The sequence below is a fragment of the Sphingomonas sp. GW821-FHT09B04 genome, assembly GCF_059418285.1.
The window spans coordinates 1-25,577 of the sequence record NZ_JBWKPO010000001.1 but is presented as its reverse complement, the minus strand read 5'-3'; the positions used below and the strand labels follow the sequence as shown (position 1 = coordinate 25,577).

At 65.7% G+C, this 25,577-nt stretch carries 17 protein-coding genes; 9 read left to right on the top strand and 8 right to left on the bottom strand.

Going from position 1 to position 25,577, the window contains the following annotated elements:
- The first annotated feature begins 19 nt into the window (after positions 1-19).
- The gene (locus AC07NK_RS00085; protein WP_495168534.1) at positions 20-1,375 is read left to right on the top strand and encodes a serine hydrolase domain-containing protein; all 1,356 of its coding nucleotides are present in this window, start codon (positions 20-22) and stop codon (positions 1,373-1,375) included.
- A gap of 2 nt (positions 1,376-1,377) precedes the next feature.
- Positions 1,378-2,967 carry an N-acyl-D-amino-acid deacylase family protein gene (locus AC07NK_RS00080; RefSeq protein ID WP_495168533.1) on the top strand — a complete coding sequence of 530 codons (1,590 nt, stop codon included), beginning with the start codon at positions 1,378-1,380 and terminating at the stop codon, positions 2,965-2,967.
- A gap of 6 nt (positions 2,968-2,973) precedes the next feature.
- Here the strand turns inward: AC07NK_RS00080 and AC07NK_RS00075 are convergent, their stop codons facing one another.
- The 6 genes from AC07NK_RS00075 to AC07NK_RS00050 all read right to left on the bottom strand — a co-directional run bounded on the left by AC07NK_RS00075 (position 2,974) and on the right by AC07NK_RS00050 (position 11,581).
- Complete coding sequence (locus AC07NK_RS00075) at positions 2,974-3,999, bottom strand: SGNH/GDSL hydrolase family protein (RefSeq protein ID WP_495169607.1); 1,026 nt, start codon at positions 3,997-3,999, stop codon at positions 2,974-2,976.
- A gap of 1 nt (position 4,000) precedes the next feature.
- Positions 4,001-5,689, bottom strand: coding sequence for an N-acetylglucosamine-specific PTS transporter subunit IIBC (gene nagE, locus AC07NK_RS00070; RefSeq protein ID WP_495168532.1), 1,689 nt, complete (start codon positions 5,687-5,689; stop codon positions 4,001-4,003).
- Positions 5,686-8,181 (bottom strand): phosphoenolpyruvate--protein phosphotransferase, encoded by a 2,496-nt coding sequence (ptsP, locus tag AC07NK_RS00065; protein WP_495168531.1) that lies wholly within the window; start codon positions 8,179-8,181, stop codon positions 5,686-5,688. Before ptsP ends, nagE begins: the two co-directional genes overlap by 4 nt.
- A 19-nt stretch (positions 8,182-8,200) precedes the next feature.
- Positions 8,201-9,361, bottom strand: a complete 1,161-nt coding sequence (nagA, locus tag AC07NK_RS00060; RefSeq protein WP_495168530.1) for an N-acetylglucosamine-6-phosphate deacetylase — start codon at positions 9,359-9,361, stop codon at positions 8,201-8,203.
- Positions 9,358-10,401, bottom strand: a complete 1,044-nt coding sequence (locus AC07NK_RS00055; RefSeq protein WP_495168529.1) for an SIS domain-containing protein — start codon at positions 10,399-10,401, stop codon at positions 9,358-9,360. The genes nagA and AC07NK_RS00055 overlap by 4 nt, the downstream gene beginning before the upstream one ends.
- Positions 10,402-10,498: 97 nt before the next feature.
- Positions 10,499-11,581: an acyltransferase family protein gene (locus tag AC07NK_RS00050; protein WP_495168528.1), complete on the bottom strand. Its 1,083-nt coding sequence runs from the start codon at positions 11,579-11,581 to the stop codon at positions 10,499-10,501.
- Between the two features lie 174 nt (positions 11,582-11,755).
- On the opposite strand from AC07NK_RS00050, the gene AC07NK_RS00045 reads away from it, so the two are divergent.
- The 4 genes from AC07NK_RS00045 (at position 11,756) to AC07NK_RS00030 (ending at position 19,578) form a co-directional block, all read left to right on the top strand.
- On the top strand, positions 11,756-15,034 hold the full coding sequence (locus AC07NK_RS00045) for a TonB-dependent receptor (RefSeq protein ID WP_495168527.1): 3,279 nt from the start codon (positions 11,756-11,758) through the stop codon (positions 15,032-15,034).
- 64 nt (positions 15,035-15,098) lie between these two features.
- Positions 15,099-16,604, top strand: a complete 1,506-nt coding sequence (locus tag AC07NK_RS00040) for a tryptophan halogenase family protein (RefSeq protein WP_495168526.1) — start codon at positions 15,099-15,101, stop codon at positions 16,602-16,604.
- Complete coding sequence (locus AC07NK_RS00035; RefSeq protein WP_495168525.1) at positions 16,601-18,076, top strand: tryptophan 7-halogenase; 1,476 nt, start codon at positions 16,601-16,603, stop codon at positions 18,074-18,076. The genes AC07NK_RS00040 and AC07NK_RS00035 overlap by 4 nt, the downstream gene beginning before the upstream one ends.
- Entirely contained in the window at positions 18,073-19,578 is a 1,506-nt protein-coding gene (locus AC07NK_RS00030) for a tryptophan halogenase family protein (RefSeq protein ID WP_495168524.1), read from the top strand. Before AC07NK_RS00035 ends, AC07NK_RS00030 begins: the two co-directional genes overlap by 4 nt.
- Positions 19,579-19,610: 32 nt before the next feature.
- On the opposite strand, the gene AC07NK_RS00025 is transcribed toward AC07NK_RS00030, so the two are convergent.
- Both AC07NK_RS00025 and AC07NK_RS00020 read right to left on the bottom strand, forming a co-directional pair.
- On the bottom strand, positions 19,611-20,348 hold the full coding sequence (locus AC07NK_RS00025) for a GntR family transcriptional regulator (protein ID WP_495168523.1): 738 nt from the start codon (positions 20,346-20,348) through the stop codon (positions 19,611-19,613).
- A gap of 81 nt (positions 20,349-20,429) precedes the next feature.
- Positions 20,430-21,410, bottom strand: a complete 981-nt coding sequence (locus AC07NK_RS00020) for a glycosyl hydrolase family 18 protein (protein WP_495168522.1) — start codon at positions 21,408-21,410, stop codon at positions 20,430-20,432.
- 178 nt (positions 21,411-21,588) lie between these two features.
- Here AC07NK_RS00020 and AC07NK_RS00015 point away from each other — a divergent pair, with 178 nt between their 5' ends.
- The 3 genes from AC07NK_RS00015 to AC07NK_RS00005 all read left to right on the top strand — a co-directional run.
- Positions 21,589-24,147, top strand: a complete 2,559-nt coding sequence (locus tag AC07NK_RS00015) for a beta-N-acetylhexosaminidase (RefSeq protein WP_495168521.1) — start codon at positions 21,589-21,591, stop codon at positions 24,145-24,147.
- A gap of 15 nt (positions 24,148-24,162) precedes the next feature.
- The gene (locus AC07NK_RS00010; RefSeq protein ID WP_495168520.1) at positions 24,163-25,161 is read left to right on the top strand and encodes a cupin-like domain-containing protein; all 999 of its coding nucleotides are present in this window, start codon (positions 24,163-24,165) and stop codon (positions 25,159-25,161) included.
- A 69-nt stretch (positions 25,162-25,230) separates the two neighbouring features.
- Positions 25,231-25,577, top strand: a 347-nt coding sequence (locus AC07NK_RS00005; RefSeq protein ID WP_495168519.1) for a cation:dicarboxylate symporter family transporter, incomplete at its 3' end; no start/stop codon positions are given.

Here is a 25,577-nt window from a genome sequence, read left to right as displayed (position 1 = left end):
AGAATAGGGGAGAGAGAGCATGAAGGTTCGTTTGGCGATGATCCCCCTGGTGGCGCTCGCGGCATCGCCCGCAAGCGCCACCGACCCGGCTGCGCCCGCCCGTATCCGCGCTGCGCTTGGGGTGCCGGACGGGGCGCAGCCGGGGTGCGCGGTCGGCATCTTCCGCAACGGCAAGCCGGCCGAGCTGGTCAATGCGGGGCTCGCCGACGTCGCCACCGGCCGCGCGATCGGGACCGATACGCAATTCTACGCGGCATCGGTCTCCAAGCAGTTTACCGCGGTCGCGGTGCTACAGCAGGTAGCGGCGGGTAAGGTCGGGCTGGGTGACAGCGTCCGGAAGTATATCCCCGAGCTTGCGCCGTACGCCGACAAGGTGACGGTGCAGATGCTGCTCAACATGACCGGCGGCGTGCGCGATTCGCTCTCGCTGCTGGCGCTTGAGGGCTATGAACGCATCTCCGGACCCGACCGCAAACAGGCGCTGGCGGGCGTGTACCGGCAACAGGACGCCAAGTTCGAACCCGGCACGCAGTACGACTATAGCAATGGCGGCTATCTGCTGCTTTCGGAGATCGTCGAGCGCGTCGCCGGACGGACGTTCGAGAGCTACGTCAACGACAAGGTGCTCAAGCCGGCTGGAATGACGCGCAGCTTCATGATGCTGGGCAGCCGCACTACCGACGCCAATGTCGCCAAAGGCTATGTCGTCAAGGACGGCAAGGTCGCCGATGCCGACGAATATCCGCTGTTCGGCGGATCGGGCGGCTTGATCACCACGGTCAATGACCTCGCCAAATGGGATTATGATATCGATGCCGGGCACAAGGTCTGGACCCCGCAGATCAGCAAATGGATGGCCGAGCCGGGCAAGTTCCTGAACGGCGCGCCCGCGATCCGCGCCGGACGCGGCATTGCCTATGGCAATGCGCTGCTGGTCGGAAATCACTGGTTCCACCACACCGGCGGCGCGGTGGGGTTCAAGACGCTCTACGGCCATCTTCGCGAGAAGCGGATGGGCATCGCCTTGCTCTGCAACAATGGCGCGGTCGATCCGGCGCCGCACGCGGACAAGGTGATCGCGGCGCTCAATGAAGGCCTCCCCGCGATCGGTGAGCCAAGCGCGGACGGCAGTGCGCTCAACGGCGCCTATCGCAATCCCAATGTCGCGGCGACCTATTGGGTCGAGGCCAAAGGCGACACGCTGTCGCTGGCGATCCAGCGCGCCGACGGGACGCGGCTTCCGGCCAAGACGCTCAAGCGTGGCCCCGAGGGGACGTTCAAGGGCGACATGTTCACGCTCAACCCCGACGATGACGCGCGCGGCTTCACGCTCGAAATTCCGCGCGTCACGCTTCACTTCAGCCGGACCAACTGATCATGCACAAAGCCATTCTCCTTGCCGCCGTGGCCGCGCTTCCCGGTGCTACGGCGGCGCCCGCGCCTCAGGCGACCGTGATCGCCGGCGGCACCATCTATGACGGCAATTCCACCACGCCCGTCACCGGTGATGTCGTCGTTATCGGCGACAAGATCGTCTCTGTGGGGCCGGGCGCGGGAAAGAAGTTTCCCGGCGCGAAGCGGATCGATGCCAGGGGGCTGGTCGTTTCCCCCGGCTTCATCGATCCGCACACCCATTCGGATGCCTTCATCTGGGGCAAGACTCCACAGGAGCGGCTGGTCGAGCCGTGGCTGACACAGGGCGTGACGACGATCTTCACCGGCGTCGACGGCTATGGCCAGGGAAGCGGCACCGTGAAGGCGTTGCTCGACCATGCCGATACCGGCGGGGTCGGTCCGAATGTCGCGACGTTCGTCGGCTTCGGCGCGGTGCGTGTGAAGGTACTCAAGAACGACGACCGCGAACCAACTGCTGCCGAGCTGGACCAGATGAAGGCGATCACCGCACAAGGGATGTGCGAGGGCGCGTTCGGCCTGTCGTCGGGGCTCTTCTACGCCCCGCAGAGTTTTTCCAAGACGCCTGAGGTGATTGCTTTGGCGCGCGAGGCGGCGAAGCGCGGAGGCATTTACGACACCCATCAGCGCGACGAATCCTCCTATTCGATCGGCCTGATGAACTCGGTCGCCGAAGCGATCGAGATCGGACGCGCCGCGGGGCTGCCCGTCCATTTCGCGCACATCAAGGCGCTGGGTGCGGACGTCCACGGCAAGGCGGGGGAGATCGTCGCCGCGGTCGAGGCTGCACGCGCCAGGGGGCAGAACGTCACCGCCGACCAATATCCCTATGAGGCATCGGGATCGGGTCTCGTCGCCGCGCTGGTTCCGCGCTGGGCGCAGGACGGCGGCGCCGCGGCGCTGGTCAAGCGGCTGGAAACCCCTGCCGATCGTGCCCGCATCGTCGCGGAGATGGCGCCCAACCTCGTCCGTCGCGGCGGACCCAACGCAGTGCTGCTGCGCGGCGAGGGCCAGCCCTGGGCCGGCAAGCGGCTCGATGACGTCGCCCGTGAGTGGAAGGTCGATCCGGTCGAGGCGGCGGTCCGCATCATCCTCGCCGACAAGGGCCGCGGATCGCCGATCGTGTCGTTCAACATGATCGAGCCGGATATCAAGCTGCTGATGCAGCAGTCTTGGGTGATGACCGGATCGGACGGATCGTCCGGGCATCCGCGCATGTACGGCACCTTCCCGACGAAGTACGCCAAATACGTCGTTGCCGAGAAGGCGATCGACCTTGCGACCTTCATCAACTCGAGCACCGGGCGCACCGCGGACTTCTACAAGCTCGACCGACGCGGGCATCTGAAGCCGGGCTATTTCGCCGACATCGTCGTGTTCGACCCCGGGACCTACCGCCCGCGCGCGACCTATCTGGAGCCGGCGCTGAACAGCGAGGGCGTCCGCACGCTGATCGTCAACGGGACTGCGGTGATCGAAGGCGGTCAGCTTACCGGCAAGGCGGGGGGCAAGGCGATCCGCCACCGCGCGACGGCGGGGACCTGCCCGCGCTGACGCACTTCACTGATCGGCGAGCGCCTCGCCGATCAGCTTCGCCGCCAGCCGGTGATCGGCCAGCGAGGGATGCCCCTGACAGCTGGTGAGCTCAAAGCCGGTGATATGCAGCGTCCGGACGCGGGCGCGAAGGCGGGGTTCGAGCTGCGCGACCACCGCAGCCACCTCGGCATGGAACAGGTCCGATGTCAGCAGCAGGAAGCGCGCCTGCGGCTGGCGTACCGCCAGCTCGGCGACGAACGCCACATAGCGGTCGCGATAGGCGGTGCGCAGCGCATCCGCGTCGCGCCACGCTTCGCCCGGCTTGACCGGGGTCGAGAAGTCGTTGCCGCCCAGACCAATCGCGATCACGCCCGGCTTCCACGCCGGATCCGGTGCGGCGGCGGGCTCTGCATCGCCCGGAATGGCGCGGGGATAGAGCAAAGGCAGGCTCTGGCCCTGCACATTGCCGTCATAGTTTCGGACCATGCCGTAGCCCGAATAGGCGTGGATTCGATAGTCGGCCCCCACCGCCGATGCGACCAGCGGCCCGAACGCCTGCGACGTATCGGTCAGCGCGTGCACCTGTTGCGGCGTGCAGGTGACGCCCGGGGAAGTGTTGCCATATCCGACGGTGAAGCTGTCGCCGATGAACTCGATCTGGCGTTTGCGTGGCTGGGGCGGAAGTGGGGTGCCGCCTGACGCTTCGAAACCGACGAACCGGCTCGAGCCGGACTGGCTCTCGGTCAGCTTTTCGAGGCGGACCCTGTGTTCGCCCGGCGAAAGCCCGGTGATCGTGACGTCCACCGAACCCGGTGCGCGAAACACCTGATGCTCCTTGCCGTCGATCGACAGGCGCAGATGGTCGGCTGGCGCATCGAAGCGTACCCGCACCGCCGTCCCGCGGAAACGCGCCTCGAAATAGACTCCGGGCCAGCCGAAGCTTTGGCTCCCATCCGCAGCGGCGACGGTACGGCCCCCGGTATAGACCGGAAGCGGTGCGGAGGGTTCGCCACCGCCAAGCAGCAGCCCGGCGGCAAGAAGCGCCAGCATCTCAGTCACGCAGGATGTGATAGATGCCGGGCCGCGGCGAGACCACGCCGTGTGCGGCGGCGAGCAGCCCAGCCTCATTGGCCAGGCCAGCCTCGGCAACCTCGATTCGGAAGCGGCCGTGCAGCGCGCGCAGCGAGCGGATATTGTCACCGCCGCCGAGCGCCGCGAGGACCGCGGCCGGGAGCGCGTCGTCCGTCAGCGGAACCGGTGCGGGCACGGACTGCGCGACGGGAGCCGCGCCGCCGCCCAGTGCGTTGCGGATCTCTTCGGCGACCAGATCCGCGATCGGACCGAGCACTACCTGTGTCGCATTGGCGGACGGACGGATGATCCCGCGCGCGCCCAGCGCAGTCAACGCCGCATCGTCGACCGCATTCTGATCGGCGACGATAAGCCGCAGCCGGGTGGTGCAGGCGTCGACGCTGGTCAGGTTTGCTGCACCACCCAGCGCCCGGACAAAGGCCTCGCCGCGCGCATTTCCAGCCGCCGCATCGCCGGCTGGCGCCGCTGCGGCGACCTCACCCTTCTCACGCCCCGGCGTCGCCAGGTCGAGCTTGCGGATGAAGAAGCGGAACAGGCCGTAATAGATCAGCGCATAGGCTGCTCCGACCGGCAGCAGCATCAACGGCTTGGACGAGAGCTTGAAGTTCAGCACATAGTCGAACAGCCCTGCCGAGAAGCCGAAGCCCAGCTTGATGCCCAGCATGTCCATCAGAGCCATCGAGATGCCGGTCAGCACCGCGTGGATCGCGTAGAGGAACGGCGCAAGGAACATGAAGGTGAATTCGATCGGCTCGGTCACGCCGGTCAGGAAGCTGGTGAAGGCAAGGCTGAACAACATGCCGCCGACCGCCTTGCGCCGCTCGGGCCGCGCCTCGTGGTACATGGCGAGGCATGCGGCGGGCAGGCCGAACATCATGACCGGGAAGAAGCCGGACATGAACGCGCCCGCTTTGGGATCGCCCGCGAAGAAACGCCCGAGGTCGCCGGTCGCCCCGCCGAAATCGCCGACCAGGAACCAGGCGACGTTGTTGAGCAGGTGGTGAAGACCGGTGACGAGGAGCAGCCGGTTGAGCACGCCATAGACGAACATGCCGGCGCCGCCCGATTCAACTACGGCGTGGCTCGCCGCGTCGAGCGCGGAACTGATATGCGCGTAGCCATAGCCGATCACGCCCGCGAGCAGCAGCCCGGCGATACCGGCCGCGATCGGCACAAAGCGGCGTCCGCCGAAAAAAGCGAGATACTCGGGGAGCGCGATGGTCGCGAACCGGTTGTAGAATTTACCGCCGATCAGGCCGGAAAGGATGCCGATCGGTACTTGGAGCCGGTCGACCTGCCCGATCGCCCATGCCTGTGCGGCAACCTTGGTGGCGGCGTCGGGAAGGCCCGTAAGCACCTCTGGCGGCGCAATCAGGAAGGTCTGTGCGCCAGTGGTGGTGACGAGGTAGCAAGTGACACCGGCCAGTGCCGCTGCGCCGTTGCCATCGCGCGCAAAGCCGACCGCCACGCCAATCGCGAAGAGGATGCCAAGATTGCCGAAGATCGCCGTGCCAGCGGCGGAAACAAAGGCGATGTCGAGCAAATCGGGCTGGCCGATGCGCAGCAACAGGCCCGCGATCGGCAGCACCGCGATCGGCAGCATCAATGCGCGGCCGAGCGGCTGGAGCGTCTCGAGGATCTTTCTCATCGTGTCTTCTCCTCGAACGCGCGAGCCAGCGCGCGGACTTCGGCAGCGGAGGCGCATTGCAGGGCCTGTTCGGCGTGCGCCCGCGCGTCTGCGAGCGTCAGGCCGCGCACGATCGCCTTGGCTTCGGCGACGAAGCCGGGAACGGTCGAAAGCTCGGTCGCGCCAAGACCCACAAGGATCGGCACTGCCGCGGGATCGGAGGCGAGGCCGCCGCACACGCCAACCCAGCGCCCCTTGGCGGCAGCGCGGCTGCACGTCTCGCCGATCAGACGCAGCACCGCAGGGTGCATCGCATCTACGCCGGCGGCGACCGCCGGATTGCCGCGGTCCATCGCCAGCACATATTGGGTAAGGTCGTTGGTGCCGATCGACAGGAAATCGGCCTCGGCCGCGAGCAAATCGGCCGTGATCGCTGCGGCAGGGGTTTCGACCATCACGCCGACCTCAACCGGGGTCGCGATAGCCATCTCGCCACGCAGCCGTTCCACGACTTCACGTACCGCGCGCACCTCGGCGACGCTTGCTACCATCGGCAGCATGATGCGGCACTGGCCCACGGGCTGGACGCGCAGGATCGCTCGGACCTGCGTCTCGAGCAGGTCGCGATGCGCAAGGCCGACGCGGATGCCGCGCAGACCGAGCGCCGGATTCTCTTCCGCGTCGAACGGGATGTACGCCGCGGGCTTGTCGCCGCCGACGTCGAGCAGACGGACGATCACTGGCTTGCCGGACAGCGCGTCGGCGATGCCCTGATAGGCGGCGTGCTGCTCGTCCTCGGTCGGCGCATCGTCGCGCTCGAGGAACAGGAACTCGCTGCGAACCAGCCCTGATCCTTCGGCGCCCTGCGCAGCGGCGACCTTCGCGTCCGCGACGGTGCCGAGATTGGCGAACAGCTCGATCCGTACGCCGTCGGCGGTGCGGCAGATATCGGCGGCGGCGGCGCGTGCGGCCTCGCGCCGCGCGTCCCGCTTGGCGAGGCGAACCGCAAAGGCTTCGCTATCGGCCTGATTGGGGTTGGGCGTGACATGCCCCGCCTCGGCGTCGAGCAACAACATCGTGCCGTCGCCAATCGCGTCGAGCGCGTTGCCCATCGCCACCAGCGCGGGCAGACCCATCCCCGCACACAGGATCGCGACATGCGAAGTCGGTCCGCCGCGCGTCAAACAGATACCTGCCGGCTTGCTCGCGGCGATCGCCACGAGCTGCGAGGGCAGGAGATCGTCGGCGACAAGGATCGCGCCCGCCGGGACCGCATCGGTTTCCGCAGGCACGCCGGTCAGCGCACGCAGCACCTGCCGCTCAATATCGATCAGATCGTCGATCCGCTCGATCAGATGCGCGTTGCCGGTCGCCTTGAGCGCCGCGATCTGGTCGTGCACCGAACCGCGCCAGGCAAAGCCCGCGCTGTTGCCCATGGTGATGCGTGCTTCGGCGCCCGCGATGAGTTCGGGATCGTCGAGCAGCGCGAGATGTGCACGCATCACGGAGGCAACGCTGGCGTCCTCGCTTGCGGCTCGCACGCCGATCTGCGCGCGTACTTCGTTTCGCGCCGTTTCGAGCGCGGCGCGCTCGGCGGTCGTCCCCTTGCCTTCGCGTTCGACGGCGATCGCCGTCTGGTTCAATCGTGCAGCGGTCCCCATCGCAAGCCCGGGGGAAGCGATCACGCCGCCAATTTGTCCGGCCTCAAGTGCCGGCACCGCGGGAGTGGCAGCAACCGGAGTAGGCGCAGCCGCTGCACCTTCGCCCATATCCGATCCAAGCAGCGCGACGATCGCGGCCAGCGCGGCCTCGGCATCGCTGCCGCGCGCCTGTACCCGGATTTCGTCGCCCAGCCGCGTGCCGAGCGCGAGCAGCCCGACGGTGCTGCGCGCGTCACCGCGCTTGTCGCCGTTGAACAGATGGATTTCCGCCTCGAACTGGCGCGCGCATTCGCCCAGCCGTGCGGCGGGTCGCGCGTGGATGCCATGCGGAAGGACGAGGGTGACGCGTTCCTCGATCACCGTGCCATCGTCGGACCAGCGGCGCACTTCGGCGCGTGCCGGGGCAAGCGCCATCAGTTCCTCATGCGCGCCGACCGCGCGCCCGGTCACCCGGCGCGTGATCGTGAACGCCTCGGCGTTGGTGACGATGATCGGCGTGATCAGGCTGGTCGCGCCCAGTGCGACGGCGTCCATGTCGAACCGGATCAGCGGATCGCCGCGTGCGACGCTGGCGCCTGCCGCGACGAGCGGGGTGAAGCCCCGGCCCTTCAGCGCAACCGTGTCGAGGCCGACATGGATCAGCACTTCGGCGCCCTCGGCGCTGCGCAGTGAGACCGCATGCCCCGATTCATGGAGCGTCACGACCTCGCCGTCGAACGGCGCACACACCGTGTCGCCCAGTGGCTGAATCGCGACCCCATCGCCCATCATTCGCTGTGCGAAGACCGGATCCGGAACGCTGTCGAGGGGCGCAGCCCAGCCTCGCAGCGGCGACGTGATAATCAGTGCCATCCTTCCCCCGGCTCTATTTTTATTGCGCCGCGCGGGCGAATTCTTCTGTGTCAGTCAGTCGTTCGCCACCGATCCAGGTCCCAAGCGGCTGGAGCTTGTCGTCCAGCCAGACCCAGTCGGCGCGCTTGCCCGGCGCGAGTTCGCCATGTGTATCGAGCGACAGGAAGCGTGCCGGTGTGGCACTTGCCATCACCGCCGCCTCGGCAACCTCAAGCCCGGTTTCCGCGATGGTGTTGCGCAATGCCGATGCCATGTCGAGATGCGTCCCGGCGAGCGTGCCGTCCTCGAACAGGCACACGCCGTCGCGCACCATGATGCGCTTGCCCTGAAGCATGAATTCGGTGTCGTCGGTGCCGACGCTCGGCATCGCGTCGGTGACGAGCATCAGCCGCTCGATCCCCTTGGCACGAACCGCAAGGCGGACGACTGCCGGGTGGAGATGCGCGTCATCGACGATCATCCCGCAATAGGTATCCGAATCAAATGCAGCGCCGACCGCGCCGGGCTTGCGATGGTGCAGCGGCGACATCGCGTTGAACAGATGGGTGAACCCGGTCAGCCCCGCAGCGATCGCAAGCTGCGCCTCGTCATAGGTCGCGTTGGTGTGGCCTGCGCTGACGATCACCCCATGTTTCACCAGCGTGCGGATATCCGATTCGTCGCACAATTCGGGCGCCAGCGTCAGCATCACCCGGCCGCGGCGCGGCGCGGTGAGCAGGGCCAGCGTGTCGGCATCGAGCCGGCGGATGCGCCGCGCCTCGTGGATGCCGCGCTTCACTTCGTTGATGAACGGCCCCTCGACATGGATGCCGACGACGCCGGGCACGCCGTGATCGATCGCAGCATCGACTGCCGCCAGCGCCGCGGCGATCTGGTCAGGCGTATCGCTGATCAGCGTGGGCAGGAATGCGGTGGTGCCGAAACGGGCATGCGCCGCCCCGATCGCGGCGATGGTGTCGACATCGACGTCATCGTTGAACAGCACGCCGCCGCCGCCATTGACCTGGGTATCGATGAACCCGGGCAACAGCCAGCCGCCGTCGAGATTGATAGCGCTGTCGGTCTTGCCCCCGCCGACGGGGGCGAGTGTCGCGATCGTCCCGTTGACGACGGTCACGTCCGCGCCGTCGAACACCCCTTGCGGCGTGACGATCCGGCCGTTTTCCAGTCGAATCCTCATAGTGTCTCTGTAACCTTGTTGAGATGGGGCGGCGAATCGGGATTGCAGCCCCGGGCCAGCGACAGCGCGTTGGCCATTTTGTAGAAAGTCTGGACGATCAGGATCGGTTCGATCGCCGGGTGCGCGGCGAGTGCAGGCAGACCGGCGTCCGGTGCGGCCGGATCGGCGAGCAGCACCTCGGCCCCGCGGCTGCGGAACTCGGCTGCGGTTTCGCGGACGCTGTCGCCCGCACGGTCGCTGCTCGCAAAGGCAAGCACGTGGAACGCGTCGTCGACGATCGCCATCGGACCGTGCCGCACTTCGGCTGCGCTGAAGCACTCGGCGTGCAGCGCGCAGGTTTCCTTGAACTTCAGCGCGGCTTCCTGCGCGATGCCCAGGCCATAGCCGCGGCCGAGCACGAACAGGCTCGACGCGTCGGTGAGTGCCGCCACTGCCGGCGACCAGTCGAGCTCGAACGCGCGCTCGAGCTGCGCGGGAAGATCGGCGACTGCTGCCTGCAGTTCGGTGTCTTCGGCCCATTCCGCGACCAGCGCAGCGATGGCCGCGAGCGAGCAGATATAGGATTTGGTCGCGGCAACCGAGCGCTCCGGGCCGGCCTTAAGCGGGATCACGACATCCGCGAGCGCGGCGAGCGGCGAATCCTCGGCATTGACCATCGCGACGATGAACGCACCCGCTTTGCGCTGATGCTCGATCGTGGCGAGGAGGTCGGGGCTTTTGCCCGATTGCGAGATCGCGATGCACAGCCGGTTCCCCGGCGCCACCGGCGCATCATAGAGCGATGCAACGGAAAGCGCCGCGGAGGCGGTCGGGACGCCGGTCAGCGTCTCGATCAGATATTTGGCATAGGTCGCGGCATGATCCGACGAGCCACGAGCGCAGGTGACGACCGCCGCGGGTGGCGATGCGCGCAGCCGCGCGGCGACCTGCGCGATGGAGTCGCGATTCGCTGCCAGCATCCGCGACACCGCGGCGCCGGCTTCGGCCGCCTCACGCTCCATCAGCGTACCCAAACTCGCTTCGGCCGCGTTCGGCACCATTCCCACATCTCTCCAAATCTGCCGGCCGGTACGACCAGCGCTTAAGTTGGTACTATATAGGTTATATTGGTCTCATCAAGATGTATGTTCGGGCGGATCAGATTTTGATGATCCATCCCTTGCGCCGCAGCCACTCCATCGCCGCCCAGATCAGGGTGAGATAGATCAGTACCGGCAGCAGCGACGCGAGCGGATCGCCGATCGCCGCGCGGGTGGCGTGGAAGGGGACGAGCAGCAGATCCCAGGTGACCACGCTCGAGGTCACCTGATGCAGCGTGTAGGCGGCGATGGCGTTGGCGCCGAACGCGAGCATCGCGGTTGCGGCGATTCCCGGCGCGCGGCCCTCGCGGTCGAGGACATGGTGAAGCACCGCCAGCGTCAGCACGGTGATTCCTGCGGTCACCAGCACGAACGAGCTCGACCAGATATCCTTGACGATCGGGAAGGCGAAGCTCCACGCGATCCCTGCCGCCAGCATCGCGGCGCCGGCGGCCAGCAGCAAGCCTGTACGCGGCCCTTCGCGCTTCAGCAGTTGCTCGCCGATCGCGATGCCGATCAGGCCCTGTGCGATCGCGGGCAGCGTGCCGAGAATGCCTTCGGGGTCATAGCCCTCCGGCCCCTTCACATAGAGATGGTTGCCCAGCAGGGCGCGATCGACCGAGGCGACGAAATTGTGCCCGCGCTGCCAGAGGTCGTTGGGCAGTCCGTCCAGCGCCGGGAGCAGGGTGAGCGGCCAATATCCGATCAGCAGCACCGCGATCAGCGCAAGCCGCACGCGCGGACCCGCGAACAGGAACAGCAGCGCACATGCGCCATAGACCAGTCCGATCCGCTGGAGCACGCCGAACAGGCGCCAGTCGCGCACGCCGAAATCGGCGAACCAGTAGAGGTTGGAGAGAAGGAAGCCGAGCAGTACCAGCCGCGCGGTGCGGCTGAGGATCGGGCCGGTGGGGATGGCCCCGTCCGCGCGCTGCCGCAGCGAGAAGGGGATGGCGATCCCGACCATCGTCAGGAACGCCGGAAACACCAGATCCGCGAGGGTTAGTCCTTCCCAGGATTTATGCAGCAGGATCGGCGCGACGTCCGCTTGGGCTCCATATTTCATTCCTGCCGCCGCGTTGACAAGGATCATCCCCGCCACCGTCAATCCGCGCAACACATCCAGTGAAATCAGGCGCATGACATTTCCCCCATTCCGTCATCCAGTGCTGCGGAGCAACTTCATTACGTCCGTATAAATTTGCAATGGACAGACCTTCCAATTTGTAGTCTATTGGTAATAGTCCAATTGTGCAATTGGTCTCATAAAAGGCTGGCAAACAGCCGGGGGCATTACGGGAAGGGGAACTGGGGGATGGTCGGATCGACGATCAAGGCGGGGGCTCGCCACAATCTGTTTCATGGGATTTGCGTTGCCGCGCTTGCCAGCGCGATCGCGATGCCGGCTTCGGCGCAGGAAGTCGCCGCGCAGGCTGCGGCCGCCAGCGATGAGACGGTGACCGAGGATGTGGTCATCACCGGCGCCCGCCGGAATCTCGAATCGGCGCAGAACCGCAAGCGCCACGCCGATACGGTGGTCGATTCGATCACCGCCGAGGATATCGGCTCCTTCCCGGACAAGTCGGTGGCGGAGGCGCTGCAGCGCGTGCCCGGCATCACCGTCAACCGCTTCTCCGGTACCGACGACACGTCGCACTTCTCGGCCGAGCCGTCGGGCGTCATCATCCGCGGCCTCAACCAGGTCCGCTCGGAATTCAACGGCCGCGATACGTTCAGCGCGAACTCCTCGCGCGGGTTGAGCTGGCAGGACATCTCGCCCGAACTGCTTGGCGGGATTGACACCTACAAGAACCAGACCGCCGATCTGATCGAGGGCGGCATCGCCGGAACGGTCAACCTGCGCACGCGCTTGCCGTTCGACAGCACCGGGCGCCTGATTTCGCTTTCGGTCAAGCTCACCAATGGCGACATCGCCATGAAGACGACGCCGGAAATCTCGGGCATCATCTCAGACCGCTGGGAAACCGGGATCGGTGAGATCGGCTTGATGGTCAATGGCGCCTATGCACACGCGATTACCGCGAGTCACGGTGTCCAGTTTGGTCGCATGGGCGTCTTCCGGAACGCATTTGGCGAACTGAAGCCGACGGACCCGGCGGGGACGCAGTATCTCAAATATATCCCGAGTGGCATCTACCTTCGCGAGAACGAATATGACCGAAAGCGCTATGGCGTGTCGGCTGCGTTCCAGTGGAAGTCGAACGATGAGTCGATGCAGCTGACCGGTCAGTATAACAGATCGCAGTATAACAATAGCTGGCGTGAGTATTCGGTATTCTCCAACGTACTTGATCTTTTTGAACGGCCATCCGATTCTACAATTGGCCCGCCGCCCACCCCGGACGATCTTGCCGAGGTCTTTCCGCTTGATGGAACATCGTTCAAGTTCGATGACGATGGTGATTTCCTGAGCGGCTGGTGGTCTCCGCCACGCGCCTATCTGGGCGCTCCAGGGGACAATGCCTATCTGGGGCTTGGTCTGAACTCTGCCGGGCAGCCATTCTATAACCGATGCTATGGTTGGGCCGGATGTGCCGGCGCGACGTTGCGGCGTGCGCCGTCGGTCGATACGCAGTCCAACGCGCTGCGCAACAAGCAGATTACTCAGGACTTCGGCCTGAACTTCCGCTGGGATGTCACGGATCGGCTGCGCCTGTCGTTCGACGGCCAGTATGTCGATGCCAGTGTGGGCAACTATAATGCGTCGGTAACGACGCGAAGCTATGCCGACACGTTCGTCGATCTGACTGGAAAATATCCCCGGCTGGAGTTCAAGCCGAACGTTGCCACCAATATCAACCTGTCACCCGGCGGTCTCGTCAATCCGAACAACTATCATTACTATGCGATCACTGATCACACCGAAGACAGTGACGGCCAGGAATTCGCGTTACGCATGGACGCGGAATATGATGTGGATTCGGGCTGGCTCGATGCGATCAAGGTTGGCGCGCGTTACGCCGATCGCGACCAGACGGTGCGCTGGGGCGCGTACAACTGGGCAAATATCTCGAACACATGGACCAATAGCCAGGCGTCCTATTTCAACCTGGACAAGCCGGTCTATCCGGCGGGCAACTACGCAACCCACAGCTTCAGCAGCGATTTCTTCGCCGGCAATCAGCTGAATCACAACTCGTTCGTGTTCTTCAACATGGACAAGCTGGCGAATCGCGAGGAACTGGCCAAAGCGCTGGGTCGGCCTGCGATCGGTGTCGGCGACTATATGCCGGTCTGCTCGAACGCCGGCTATCGCGCGGGCGAGACGGTCAAGGACAAGTTCGGCTGCTATCTGCCGAGTGAGGTCCACAAGGTCAGCGAACGCACGATCGCTGCCTATGCGATGGCCAAGTTCGGCGGCGACGGTCTGACGATCGGTGGTGTTCGGGTCTCGGGCAATGTCGGCGTTCGCCTAGTCTGGACCAATAACACAACTCAGGGTGCAGCGACCTTCGCCAATCCCTTCACCGCGGCGGATCGGATTTGTACCCCGGGATTCGATGGAGATACGGGGCGGCCCACAGCAACCTCCGGCTGCGTCATCGGAGTGTCCGAGCTCGCATTCAACAATGGTGCGACGGTGGCGGGCACGACCGATGTCAACCACTTCCACGCATTGCCGAGCTTCAACATCAAGTTCGATCTGACCGATAAGCTGGTGTCGCGCTTTGCCTATTCGCGGGCGATGTCGCGGCCGGATTTCGGCTTGCTCCGCAACTTCCTGACGGTCAGCCGGGTTTCGCCCAACGTCAACGATTTCAATAATCCTAGGGTGACGCGCGACCCCTCTGGAAAGCCCATTGCCTATGACTGGGATTATACCGGTCAAATGGGCAATCCGAGGCTGAAGCCGATTACGGCGGACCAGTTCGACCTGACGTTCGAATATTATATGTCGTCGGCCGGGTCGCTGACGCTCACTGGCTTCTACAAGAAGTTCTATGACTATATTCAGCAAGGGTCGTTCGATCTCACGGTGACCAACAATGGGGTCACTGAGCCGATCCGGGTTACCGGTCCGGTCAACGGTAAAGGCGCGGGCATCTATGGCGCTGAAGCGTCGTTCCAGACCTTCTTCGATTTCCTGCCGGCGCCGTTCGACGGCTTTGGGGTGCAGGCCAACTACACCTATGTGAAGAATGACGGGATCGAGACCGTCGCGCTGACCAATGAGACTGCGGGCGGCATCGCGGGCGGCGGTCTCCAGTATAGCACCACGGCGGTGAGGGCGAAGGCACTGGAGGGGGTCTCCGAACACGCCTTCAACGTCGTCGGCATGTACGAAAAGGGCAAATTGTCGGCGCGTCTCGCCTACAACTGGCGCTCGAAGTTCCTGGTTACCGCGATCGACTGTTGCGTCGCCTTGCCGGTCTGGCAGGAAGCCGCCGGCTATATGGACGCGTCGATCCGCTTCCGCGCCACCAAGAATGTCGAGTTCGTCCTCGAAGGCACCAATCTGCTCGGCACCGATACCGTGCTCAAGCAGCAGGTGAACGCGGCCGGACTGCTCAAGGACAATGCCTGGTTCAAGAACGATCGCCGCTTCCAGATCGGGGCGCGGCTGACCTTCTGACCCTGCGCCGGCGCCGGTCCGGGGGGACTGGCGTCGGCAACCTTGTGCGGTAAGGTTCATGACGATGGTGCGACCGCTTGAACTGGTAATTATCGGCGGCGGAACCGCCGGCTGGATGTGTGCTGCGGCCTGCGCCGCCAAGCTCGTTCCGGCCGGCGTTCGCGTGCGTCTGGTCGAATCCGAAGAGATCGGTACCGTCGGCGTCGGCGAAGCGACGCTGCCGCAGATGAAGGACTTTAACGACTTCATCGGACTCGACGAGGTCGAGTTCATGGCTGCGACGCAGGCGAGCTTCAAGCTCGGCATCGAATTCGTGAACTGGGGTCACGAAGGCCATCGCTACATCCATCCCTTCGGTACCTATGGCCGGCCGATCGGGGAGGCCGATTTCTTCAGCTACTGGGTGCGTGCGCGGCAGGCTGGTTTCGCCGCGCCACTCGACGACTATTGCTTTCCGATCGTCACGGCATGGCAGAACCGCTTCATGCTGCCGAACGGCGATCCGGACGATGTGCGCAACGCCTTCACCTACGCCTATCACCTCGATGCGTTTCTCTACGCGCGCTATCTGCGCCGTTGGGCCGAGGCGCGCGGGATCGAGCGGGTCGAGGGGCGGATCGTCGAGGTCGAGCGCGATGGCGAGCGTGGCGCGATCGCGGCGGTGAAGCTCGCTTCGGGTGAGCGCGTGGCGGGCGACTTTTTCGTCGATTGCTCGGGCTTCCGCTCGCTGCTGCTCGGATCGCAGCTGGGCGTCGAGCTGGAGGATTGGGGGCACTGGCTGCCTTGCGACAGTGCGCAGGCGGTGCCGTGCGCACGTTCGACGGACTTCACGCCCTATACCCGCTCGACGCGGCGCAAGGCGGGCTGGCAGTGGCGCATCCCGCTCCAGCATCGCACCGGCAACGGCTATGTCTATTCGAGCGCGCATATCTCGGACGATGAGGCTGCGGCGACCTTGCTCGCCAATCTCGATGGCGAGGCGCTGGCGGAGCCGCGGGTGCTGCGCTTCAGAGCGGGCAAGCGACGGCTGGCGTGGAGCCATAATTGCATCGGCATGGGGCTGGCGGGCGGGTTTCTCGAGCCGCTCGAATCGACCAGCATCTATCTCGTCCAGATGGCGATCATGCATTTGCTGACGCTGCTGCCGTCGAGTGAGGGCATCGACCCTGCGCTGCCCGCCGAGTTCAACCGCGTGATGGATGTCGAATATGACCGGATCCGCGACTTCCTGATCCTTCACTATCTCGCCAACGATGCCGATGCACCGTTGTGGGAGCATGTGACGACGATGGACGTGCCGGGCACGCTTGCCGACAAGATCGACCGTTTCCGTCATCGCGGCCATGTCCAGGCCTATCGCGACGGCCTGTTCGGTCCGCCGAGCTGGCAGGCGGTGTTCGTGGGGCAGGGGATCGAACCGCAGGCCGCCGACCGCCTCGCCGACGCATTGCCCGCTGACCTCCTGAGGCAGCGCCTTGATGCGCTTGCCGCGACGATCGCGCGCGGTGCGGCCTCGGCGCCGAGCCACGCCGAGTTTGTCGCGCGCTACTGTCCGGCACCCCCTCTGTGAGCGCTCCGGTCGAGCGCGTTGTCGTCTATGGCGGCGGGGTTGCCGCGCCGATGGCGGCACTCGCCATCGCGCGCGCCTTCGGGCGGCTGGGAACACAGGTCAGCTGGATCGACACGGGCGAGGTGCCGTCTCCGCATGCCGCGCTGGTCGGATTACCCGACCTTGCATCGTTCCACCGACTGCTCGGCATCGACGATGTGGCGTTGATCGAGGGCGCATCGGCGACGTTCAACACGGGCCAGCAGTTTGCCGGCTGGTCGGGCAGCGAAGGGGCATTCCTCCATGCCTATGGCGACGCCGGGACGCCCTTCGCGATGCTTCCCTTCGTTCAGCACTGGACGCGCGCACGGCAGGCTGGGCTTCGTGTCGCGCTTGAGGATTTCTGTCTCGCCGCGGTGGCCGCGAAGGAAGGGCGGGTTGGCGAGGCGCGGGATCCCGCGACTCGGCAAGCGGTCAAACATGGCTGGCACCTCGACGCGGCGGGTTATGCCGGGCTGCTGCGCGCGGCCTGCGAGGGTGCCGGGGTGAAGATCCTGCCGGGAGCGGATGCACAGCCCTTCGCGAACGGCGGAAGGCTGCACCGGCTCGAGCTTGCTGACGGCCAAACCGTGACGGCGGACCTGTTCGTCGATGCGGATGGTGCGCTGATCGAGTGTGTGGATCCGGTAGGATCGGTGGAGGAGGTGATCCCTTGCGACCGGCTGATCCGCGGTTCCGCAACGGCGCTTGACCCGCTTCCGCTCTACAGCCGGGTAGCCGCGCATTCCGCGGGCTGGGCGACCCTCACGCCGCTCGGCGATCGGCTGGCGGGCGAGATCGCTTATGACAGCAGCCATCTGTCCGACGCCGAAGCGCGGGTGCTGCTCGCACAGATCGCGGGACGACCGGTCGAAACCGGCGAAGCCGAGACGCTTTCCGCAACCCGGCGCGCGCGCGCCTGGGTCGCCAACTGCGTCGCGATCGGGAGCGCGGCGGGGAACGCACCCCTGCTGGACGGCGCCGAACTTCTGTTGCTCCAGCTTGCCGTGGCTCAACTGGTTCTGCTCTGGCCGATCGATCGTGCGGACATGCCGGAAGCGGATATCTACAACGAGGAATTGAGCGGGTCGCGGGCGCGTGTGGGTGACTTCGCCGCGCAGCATTTCCGCCTCAACGCCCGCCACGGCGAACCCTTTTGGGACGGTGCCCGCGCCGCTCCGGTCTCTCCGGAGCTGGCGTCGAAGATCGACCTGTTCGCGGGGCGGGGGATGTTTGCGCATGGCAATCATGAAGCGCACAATGAAGATAGCTGGGCGCTGTGCATGGCCGGGCACGGCGTCGTGCCGCGCAGTTTCGATCCGCAGGCGATGCTGGCGGAAGACCAGGCCCTGATGGTCGAGTTCCAGCGCCAGCTTCGCGCAATCGCCGCCGACGTGCGGAGCATGGAGACGCACGCACAGGCGCTGGCACGAATCCGGAGCGGCGGGCGTTGAGCGCCCGCGCCACCAGTGCAAGAACGCGGCCGGTACGCCGCATCGTCATCGTCGGCGGCGGCAGCGCCGGGTGGATGACCGCCGCGACGCTGGGCCGTACCCTCGCGGGGCAAAGCCACAGCATCACTCTGGTCGAATCCGAGGCGATCGGAACGGTTGGTGTCGGTGAGGCGACCGTGCCGCCGATCCTCGACTTCAACCGCTATCTGCGCATCGATCCCGACGAATTCCTTCGCGAGACCAACGGTTCGATCAAACTCGGCATCCAGTTCGACGGCTGGGGCGGCGCCGACAATCGCTATTTCCACCCGTTCGGCCATTTCGGCATCGAGATGTCGGGAATCCATTTCCACCATTTCTGGCTGCGCCACATCGCTGAAGGCGGAAGCCGGGATCCCGCTGCCCATAATATCGAGACGATGGCGGCGCACGCCGGCCGGTTCGCGCGGATGACGCGCCACGGGCCGGTCAACCATGCCGTGCATTTCGACGCCTCGCTCTATGCACGCTTCCTGCGCGGCCTTGCCGAGGCGTCGCGTGTGGTGCGCGTCGAGGGGAAGGTCGCGCAGGTGCGGCTCGATCCTGACGACGGCTATATCGAGGCACTGACGCTCGACGACGGGCGCGAGATCGAAGGCGATCTGTTCGTCGACTGCTCGGGCTTTCGCGGGCTGCTGATCGAAGGCGCGCTCGAGACCGGCTATGAATCGTGGAGCCACTGGCTGCCGTGCGACAGCGCGGTGGCTCTGCCCTCGGCAAGCGCGGGCGATCCGTCCCCCTTCACTCGCTCCACCGCGCACGAGGCGGGCTGGCAATGGCGCATCCCGCTCCAGCATCGCGACGGCAATGGCTATGTCTATTCGAGCGCCCATCTCGCGCATGACGATGCGGCGCGGCTGCTGACCGAACGCCTGCCCGGCGCGGCGCAGGCCGAGCCCAACCAGCTGCGCTTCACCGCGGGGCACCGGCGCAAGATCTGGAACCGCAACTGCGTCGCGATCGGCTTGGCGGGTGGGTTCCTCGAGCCACTCGAATCGACGTCGATCCACCTGATCCAGACGACGATCATCCGGCTGCTCGCGCTGCTGCCGCGCGACGGGATCGACCCGAATGTCGTTTCGCGCTTCAATCGCGACGCACTGCACGAATATCAGACGATCCGCGATTTCGTGATCGCGCATTATGCACTGGCGGGCCGCGACGACACGCCATTCTGGCGCGATGTCGCCGCGGCCGGGATACCCGATACACTGGCCGAGCGGATCGAGGCGTTTCGCGCCACCGGCAACATCCTGTTCGAACCGGGCGACCTGTTCGGCCCGACCAACTGGTATTGCGTGATGACGGGGCAGGGCTTGTGGCCGCGCAGCTGGCACCCGGTCGCCGACGGTCTGCCTTCAGCCGAGCTTGCCGTCCGGCTTGCAACGCTCAAGGGCCGGGTGGCCGAGCAACTCGCCGAGCTGCCCCCGCACGTCGAATTCCTGCGGCGGCTGTCCGCCTGACCCGCTCGCGCAGCGCGAACGGAGCGTTCGCGTCAGCCGTTCAGCTCGGCGACGACGTCATAGGCGTCACCACGATAATAGCTCTGCGTGAACTCGGCGGTGCGCCCATCGGACAGGAAGCCGCGGCGCTCGATGAACAATCCCGGCGCGCCCGGCTCGACGCCGAGCACTTCGGCCTGCTCTTCGGTGAAGGCAACCGCACGCAGCCGCTGGAGCGCGCGCACGGGAAGGTGCCCCGCTGCCTCGAGCGCCTCGTAGAGCGACGCGCCCACGGTCTCGACCGAGGGGAGGCAATAGGCCGGGATCGTCGCATATTCGAGCGCCATCGACGTGTCGTCGGCATAGCGGATGCGGTGAAAGCGGTAGACGAGCGATCCGGGCGAGAGGCCCAGCGACAGCGCTTCCTCGGGCGTCACCGCACCGGCGGTCTTGCTCACCCATTTGCTGTGTGGCCGCCGCCCGCGTGAGATCATGTCCTGCGAGAAGGAGGTGAGCTTCGAGAAGCTCTTCTCGACGCGAGGACGAGTGACGAAGGTGCCCGCACCGCGGCGCCGCGCGACGATGCCGTCGGAGACCAGCCCGTCGATCGCCTTGCGCACGGTGATGCGCGACACGTCGAACTCCTCGGCCAGGTCGCGTTCGGTGGGGATCGCCTCCTCGGCCTTGACGATTTGCCCCTCGATCGCGTCGCGCAGGATCTTCTGGAGCTGGAGGTAGAGCGGGGTCGGGTCTTCCTTCTGGAGCGGACCTGTACGTTCGATCAGCGACAAAGGTTCGTGCTCCAGCTTCTGCGGCGGCACCGGTGATAATACCAGTGCGATGCCACCATGTGTTTCATTGGTATCGCAGCGTCAATCGTTAGCGCGCACATCGGATGCCGAAAGCCCGCGATGGATGGCTTGGGTGAGCGCGTGATCGGGGGAATCCTGCGACAATTCCCAGACCATGACCCCGCCGGCCTTCGTCCTCGCCAATCGCGCCTTGGCCTCGATTGTCGGCGGGCCGTTATAGGTGATGTAACGGCAACCGCCGCACGCCTTGCCGATCACATCGCCCTTCGCGGCATAGGGATGGGCCGTCGCGATGTCGCGATAAGACCAATTAGCCCTCTCACCGCCGAACCCATAGCCGTAGAAAGGAACGCCCAGCACCAGCCGTTCGGGCGCAACGCCGCGGGCCAGCCACAGGTCGAGATCGCGTTGCGCCATCGCCAGCGGCGAATGTTCCGCGCCCGCCGATCCCCAGAACGGCCCGATTGCGTCATAGGACATGACGTTGACCAGATCGAAATAGGGGATCGATCCGACCGGGATCATCCCGCCCTCATAGGATCCGGTGGCACAGGTGAGCAGCTTGCCGCGCGCCTTGAGTGCCCTGGACAGCGTTTCAATGAAGGGGACATAATTGCCCGCCTGGTCGATCTCGGTGAGCAACTTCCCCTCAAGATCGATGTCGACTCCGTCGAGCCCGAGCCGATCCGCCAGCGCGACCAATGCCGCCGCGGTCGCGTCGCGCTTGTCGGGGGCGAGCAGCGCCTTCCAGTCGCCCGAACAGTCCGGGATGATGCCGCCGCCGACAGCGATCAGCACCTTCGCGCCGCCCGCCTTGAGCCGGGCGATACCGGGCCGCAGCGAATCGACCGTCACCGGCGACCCGAACGCACCGATCATGCACGTCAAATTGCCGTCGCGGACGAACGCGCCGTCCGCGTCGGGATTGGCGAAGGACAGGTTGAAATGGGTGAAGCTCGGGAGGTGTGTCCGGTCGATCGACAGGTCGAGTCCCTTGAAGATCGCGACATAGCCGACGGTCACGGGCTTTGCGGAAGCCATGGCCGGAAAGGGTGATAGGACTAATATGAAACCAATTACCAATCCGCACAGCCATTGTGCCAGCGTGATCTGTCTCATGCCCCTGACATCCCCCCTGAAATGCCGCTCTTCGAAAGAGCGTTGACCCTGCGTAACGAGCATGACAAATTGAATACAAATTGTCGAGTGGGAGAGAATGATGCGTAAGGCGGGCTGGGCATTGATGTCGGCTTTGATGGTTGCGGCGCCTGCAGCGGCGCGCGCGGAAGCACCGGGGCAGGCCGCGCTCGACACGCTCGCGGATTCGCTCGGCTACCGGTTCGAAGTCGTCGACAACCAGCCGACTTGCCCGGCTCAGTCGCCGGCCTGTTTTCTGTCGACCATCACGCTGACGGTCCCGGAGGCGCTGCCCGCCGGCCTGTCGGATAAGGGTCTGTCGCTCTACTTCAGCTTCCCGACGCTGCTGCCGATGATCGAAAGCAACGTCTTCGATCTCGAATTCGTCAATGGCGACCTTCAGCGGCTGAAGCTCAAGCGCGGCGTGGTGCTGAAGCCCGGCTCGACGCATGTCGTCAAACTGTGGGGCACCGGCAAATTCTTCTCCAAGGCATTTCCGATGCCCAACGCCTATCTCACGGCGGACGGGCTTAAGGCACGCACGATCGCGGCATCGCGCGCGAAGATCGATCCCGAGACCGGGCTCGAAGTCCTGCCGTTTGTCGCGCCGATGACCAATGAGGCGAAGCTGGCCAACAAGGGTGGCACCGATCGCACGCGCTGGCTGACCGCCGAGCGTGCCTTCGACCTTCAGGCCGGGCGGACCGCTCCCGTGGCCTCGGGCGTGGTGATCCTGCCCAAGCCGGTGCTGGCGGTTCAGGGCAGCGGAACGGTCGATCTGCGCAATGGCGTCGCGGTGACGCTGGAGGGCCTCAATCAGGCATCGGTGGCACCGGCATTGGCTGCGCTCACCCGGGTGGGCGTCAAGGAAGGCGGCAAGCTGCCGCTGTCGGTCCGCGTCGATCCCGCGGCGAAGCTGACGGCCGAAGCCTATGTGCTCGACGTCAAGCCGGCTGGCATCACCGTCACCGCCGCCGACGCTGCGGGCGCCAGCCACGCGCTGCGCTCGCTTGCCCAGCAGGCGGCGTTCGAGAAGGGTGCGATGAAGCCGCTGCGCGTCGAGGATGCGCCGCGCTACGGGTATCGCGGGCTGCATCTCGATGTCGGTCGCAACTTCCATGATCGCGCGGAAATCCTGAAGCTGGTCGACGCCATGGCGGCGTTCAAGCTCAACAAGCTGCACCTCCACCTTGCCGAGGATGAAGGCTGGCGGATCGAGATCCCGGCGCTGCCCGAGCTCGCGCAGATCGGCGGCAAGCGCTGCCACGATCCCGAAGAGAATACCTGCCTGCTGCCCCAGCTTGGCGCGGGGCCGGACGGGACCAGCGACGTCAACGGCTACCTTACCACCGCCGACTATGTGACGATCGTCAAGGAAGCAGCGGCGCGCGGGATCGAAGTGATCCCGTCGATCGACACACCGGGGCATTCGCGCGCGGCGGTGACTGCGATGGAAGCGCGCTACCGCCGCCTCGCGGCTGAGGGCAAGCAGGCCGAGGCGGAAGCCTATCGCCTGATCGATCCGGCGGACCAGACCAAGTATCGCAGCGTCCAGCATTATGACGACAACACGTTGAACGTGTGTCTGCCGTCGACCTATCGTTTCATGGACACGGTGGTGGACGCGCTGGCGGACATGCATCGTCAGGCTGGTGTGCCGCTCAAGACCTTCCATCTCGGCGCCGACGAGACCGCGGGTGCCTGGGTCAAGTCGCCCGCCTGCGCGACGATGATCGCGGAGAATGGCGGCGACGCGACCAAACTCACCTCGCGCTTCATCGAGAAGGTGACGGCGAACGTCGCCGCCAAGGGCATCCGCACCGGCGGGTGGAGCGACGGCATGGGCCATACCGACCCGGCGAAGATGCCCAAGGACGTCCAGACCAACATCTGGGGCGTGCTGCACAGCGGCGCGATCCGTGAGGCGCACGATCAGCTCAACCGCGGCTGGCAGGTGGTGCTGTCGATCCCCGACCTCGGCTATTTCGACATGCCCTATGCCCCGCACCCGGATGAGGGCGGCTATGACTGGGCGTCACGCGGGGTCGATCCCTATCAGGTGTTCGGCTTCATGACCGACAATCTGCCGGCCAACGCGGCGCTGGTGCGCAACATTCAGGCGCAGGAAAAGTCGATCGACGACAAGCCGGTGCGCGAGCCGGGCCGCGGCATCGCCGGTATTCAGGCGCAGCTGTGGAGCGAGACGATCCGTACCGACGCCAATGTCGAATATATGCTGTTCCCGCGCCTGCTCGCGCTGGCCGAACGCGCCTGGACCCCGGCGACCTGGGCGCCTGCCTATCAGCCGGGCGTGAGCTATCAGTGGCAGGATAAGCGCGTCGATCAGGCGAAGCTGGGCGTCGAATGGAAGAACTTCGCCGGTCGTGTCTCGGCGCAGTTCCCGCTGCTGGAGCGTGCGGGGATCGCCTATCGCGTGTCGCCTCCGGGCGCGCGCATTGCGGGCGGCAAGCTCGAGGCGAACAACGTCTTCCCGGGCGCCGCGATCGAATATCGTGCGAACGGCGGCGCCTGGACGCGCTATAACGGGCCGGTGGCAGTGACGGGTGCGGTCGAAGTCCGCAGCCGCTCGGCCGACGGCAAGCGCGCCAGCCGGACGGTTCGGGTCGGGCCGGCGCACTAGAGGACGGGACTACGCATGAAGGAACTGGACGGCGGCGATCGCGAGGGCATCGCCGCCGCCATCGCCGCGGCGGAGCGGCCGGTGGCGATCCGCGGGCTTGCCGCCGCCTGGCCCGCGGTCGCGGCTGCGTGGGAGGGAGATGAGGCCATCGCGGCCTATCTCTCGGCGCGCGACAATGGCCGCGCGCTCAACGTGCTGGTTGCACCCCCCGAGGTCGGGGGGCGTTATTTCTACGACGACGCGGTGCGCGGCTTCAATTTCGCTACGCAGAAGATGCCGATGCGCGCGCTGCTCGAGCGGCTGCTTGGCATGCGGGAGCAGGCGGAAGCGCCCGGCCTCTATGCCGGATCGACGCCGACTCCCGAAAGTATCGCCAGCTTCGCGACGGAGAATCCGCTGCCCGTGGATACGCAGGGTGTCGATCCGCGCATCTGGGTCGGCAATGCCAGCCGGATCGCACCCCATTACGATGTCGCGGCGAACGTCGCCGTCGTGGTGGCAGGCAAGCGACGCTTCACCCTGTTCCCGCCCGGGCAGATCGCCAACCTCTATGTCGGCCCGGTCGAGCGGACCGTCGCGGGGCAGCCGACCAGCATGGTCGATCCGGACAACCCCGATCTCGATCGTTTCCCGCGCTTCGCTGAAGCGCAGCGCCATGCGCAGGTCGCTGAACTCGGTCTGGGGGATGCGATCTACATCCCGCCGATGTGGTGGCACCATGTCCGCGCTGAGGGCGCGCTCAACGTGCTGGTCAATTATTGGTTCGCTCAGCCGGCGGATCGTTTCCCCTTTGCCGCACTGATGCTCGCGATCCATTCGATCCGTGACTTGCCCGAACCGGAGCGGCGGGCATGGCGCGCATGGTTCGACCATTATGTGTTCGGTGACGCGGCGCATGACGCGGCGGCGCATCTGCCATCGCACGCTCGCGGCGTGCTCGGTCCGCCATCGCCCGCGCGCGATGCGATGATGACCAGCTATGTCGCGGGTATGATCCGCGGCAGCGCGCGCTGACGGAGCGCACGAAGCGCTGGCCCTTGCGCTGAACGCGCCGCATAAGCGCGGAAACCAGCGGGGGACTGAATGGCGATTGCACTGGAATATGCAGCGGAGCCGCGGCAGCGCACGCGCTGGTACGGGCAGCTCTATATTCAGGTGCTGATCGCGATCGCGGCGGGTGTGGGGATCGGGTATTTCTGGCCGGATGTTGGCGCGTCGCTCAAGCCGTTGGGCGATGCATTCATCAAGCTGGTGAAGATGATCATCGCGCCGGTGATCTTCCTGACGCTGGTGACGGGCATTGCCGGCATGACCGAGCTGCGTTCGGTCGGCCGGGTGGCGGGCAAGGCGTTCGCCTATTTCCTGTTCTTCTCGACGCTGGCGCTGATCGTCGGGCTGATCGTCGCCAACACGATCCAGCCGGGCGCCGG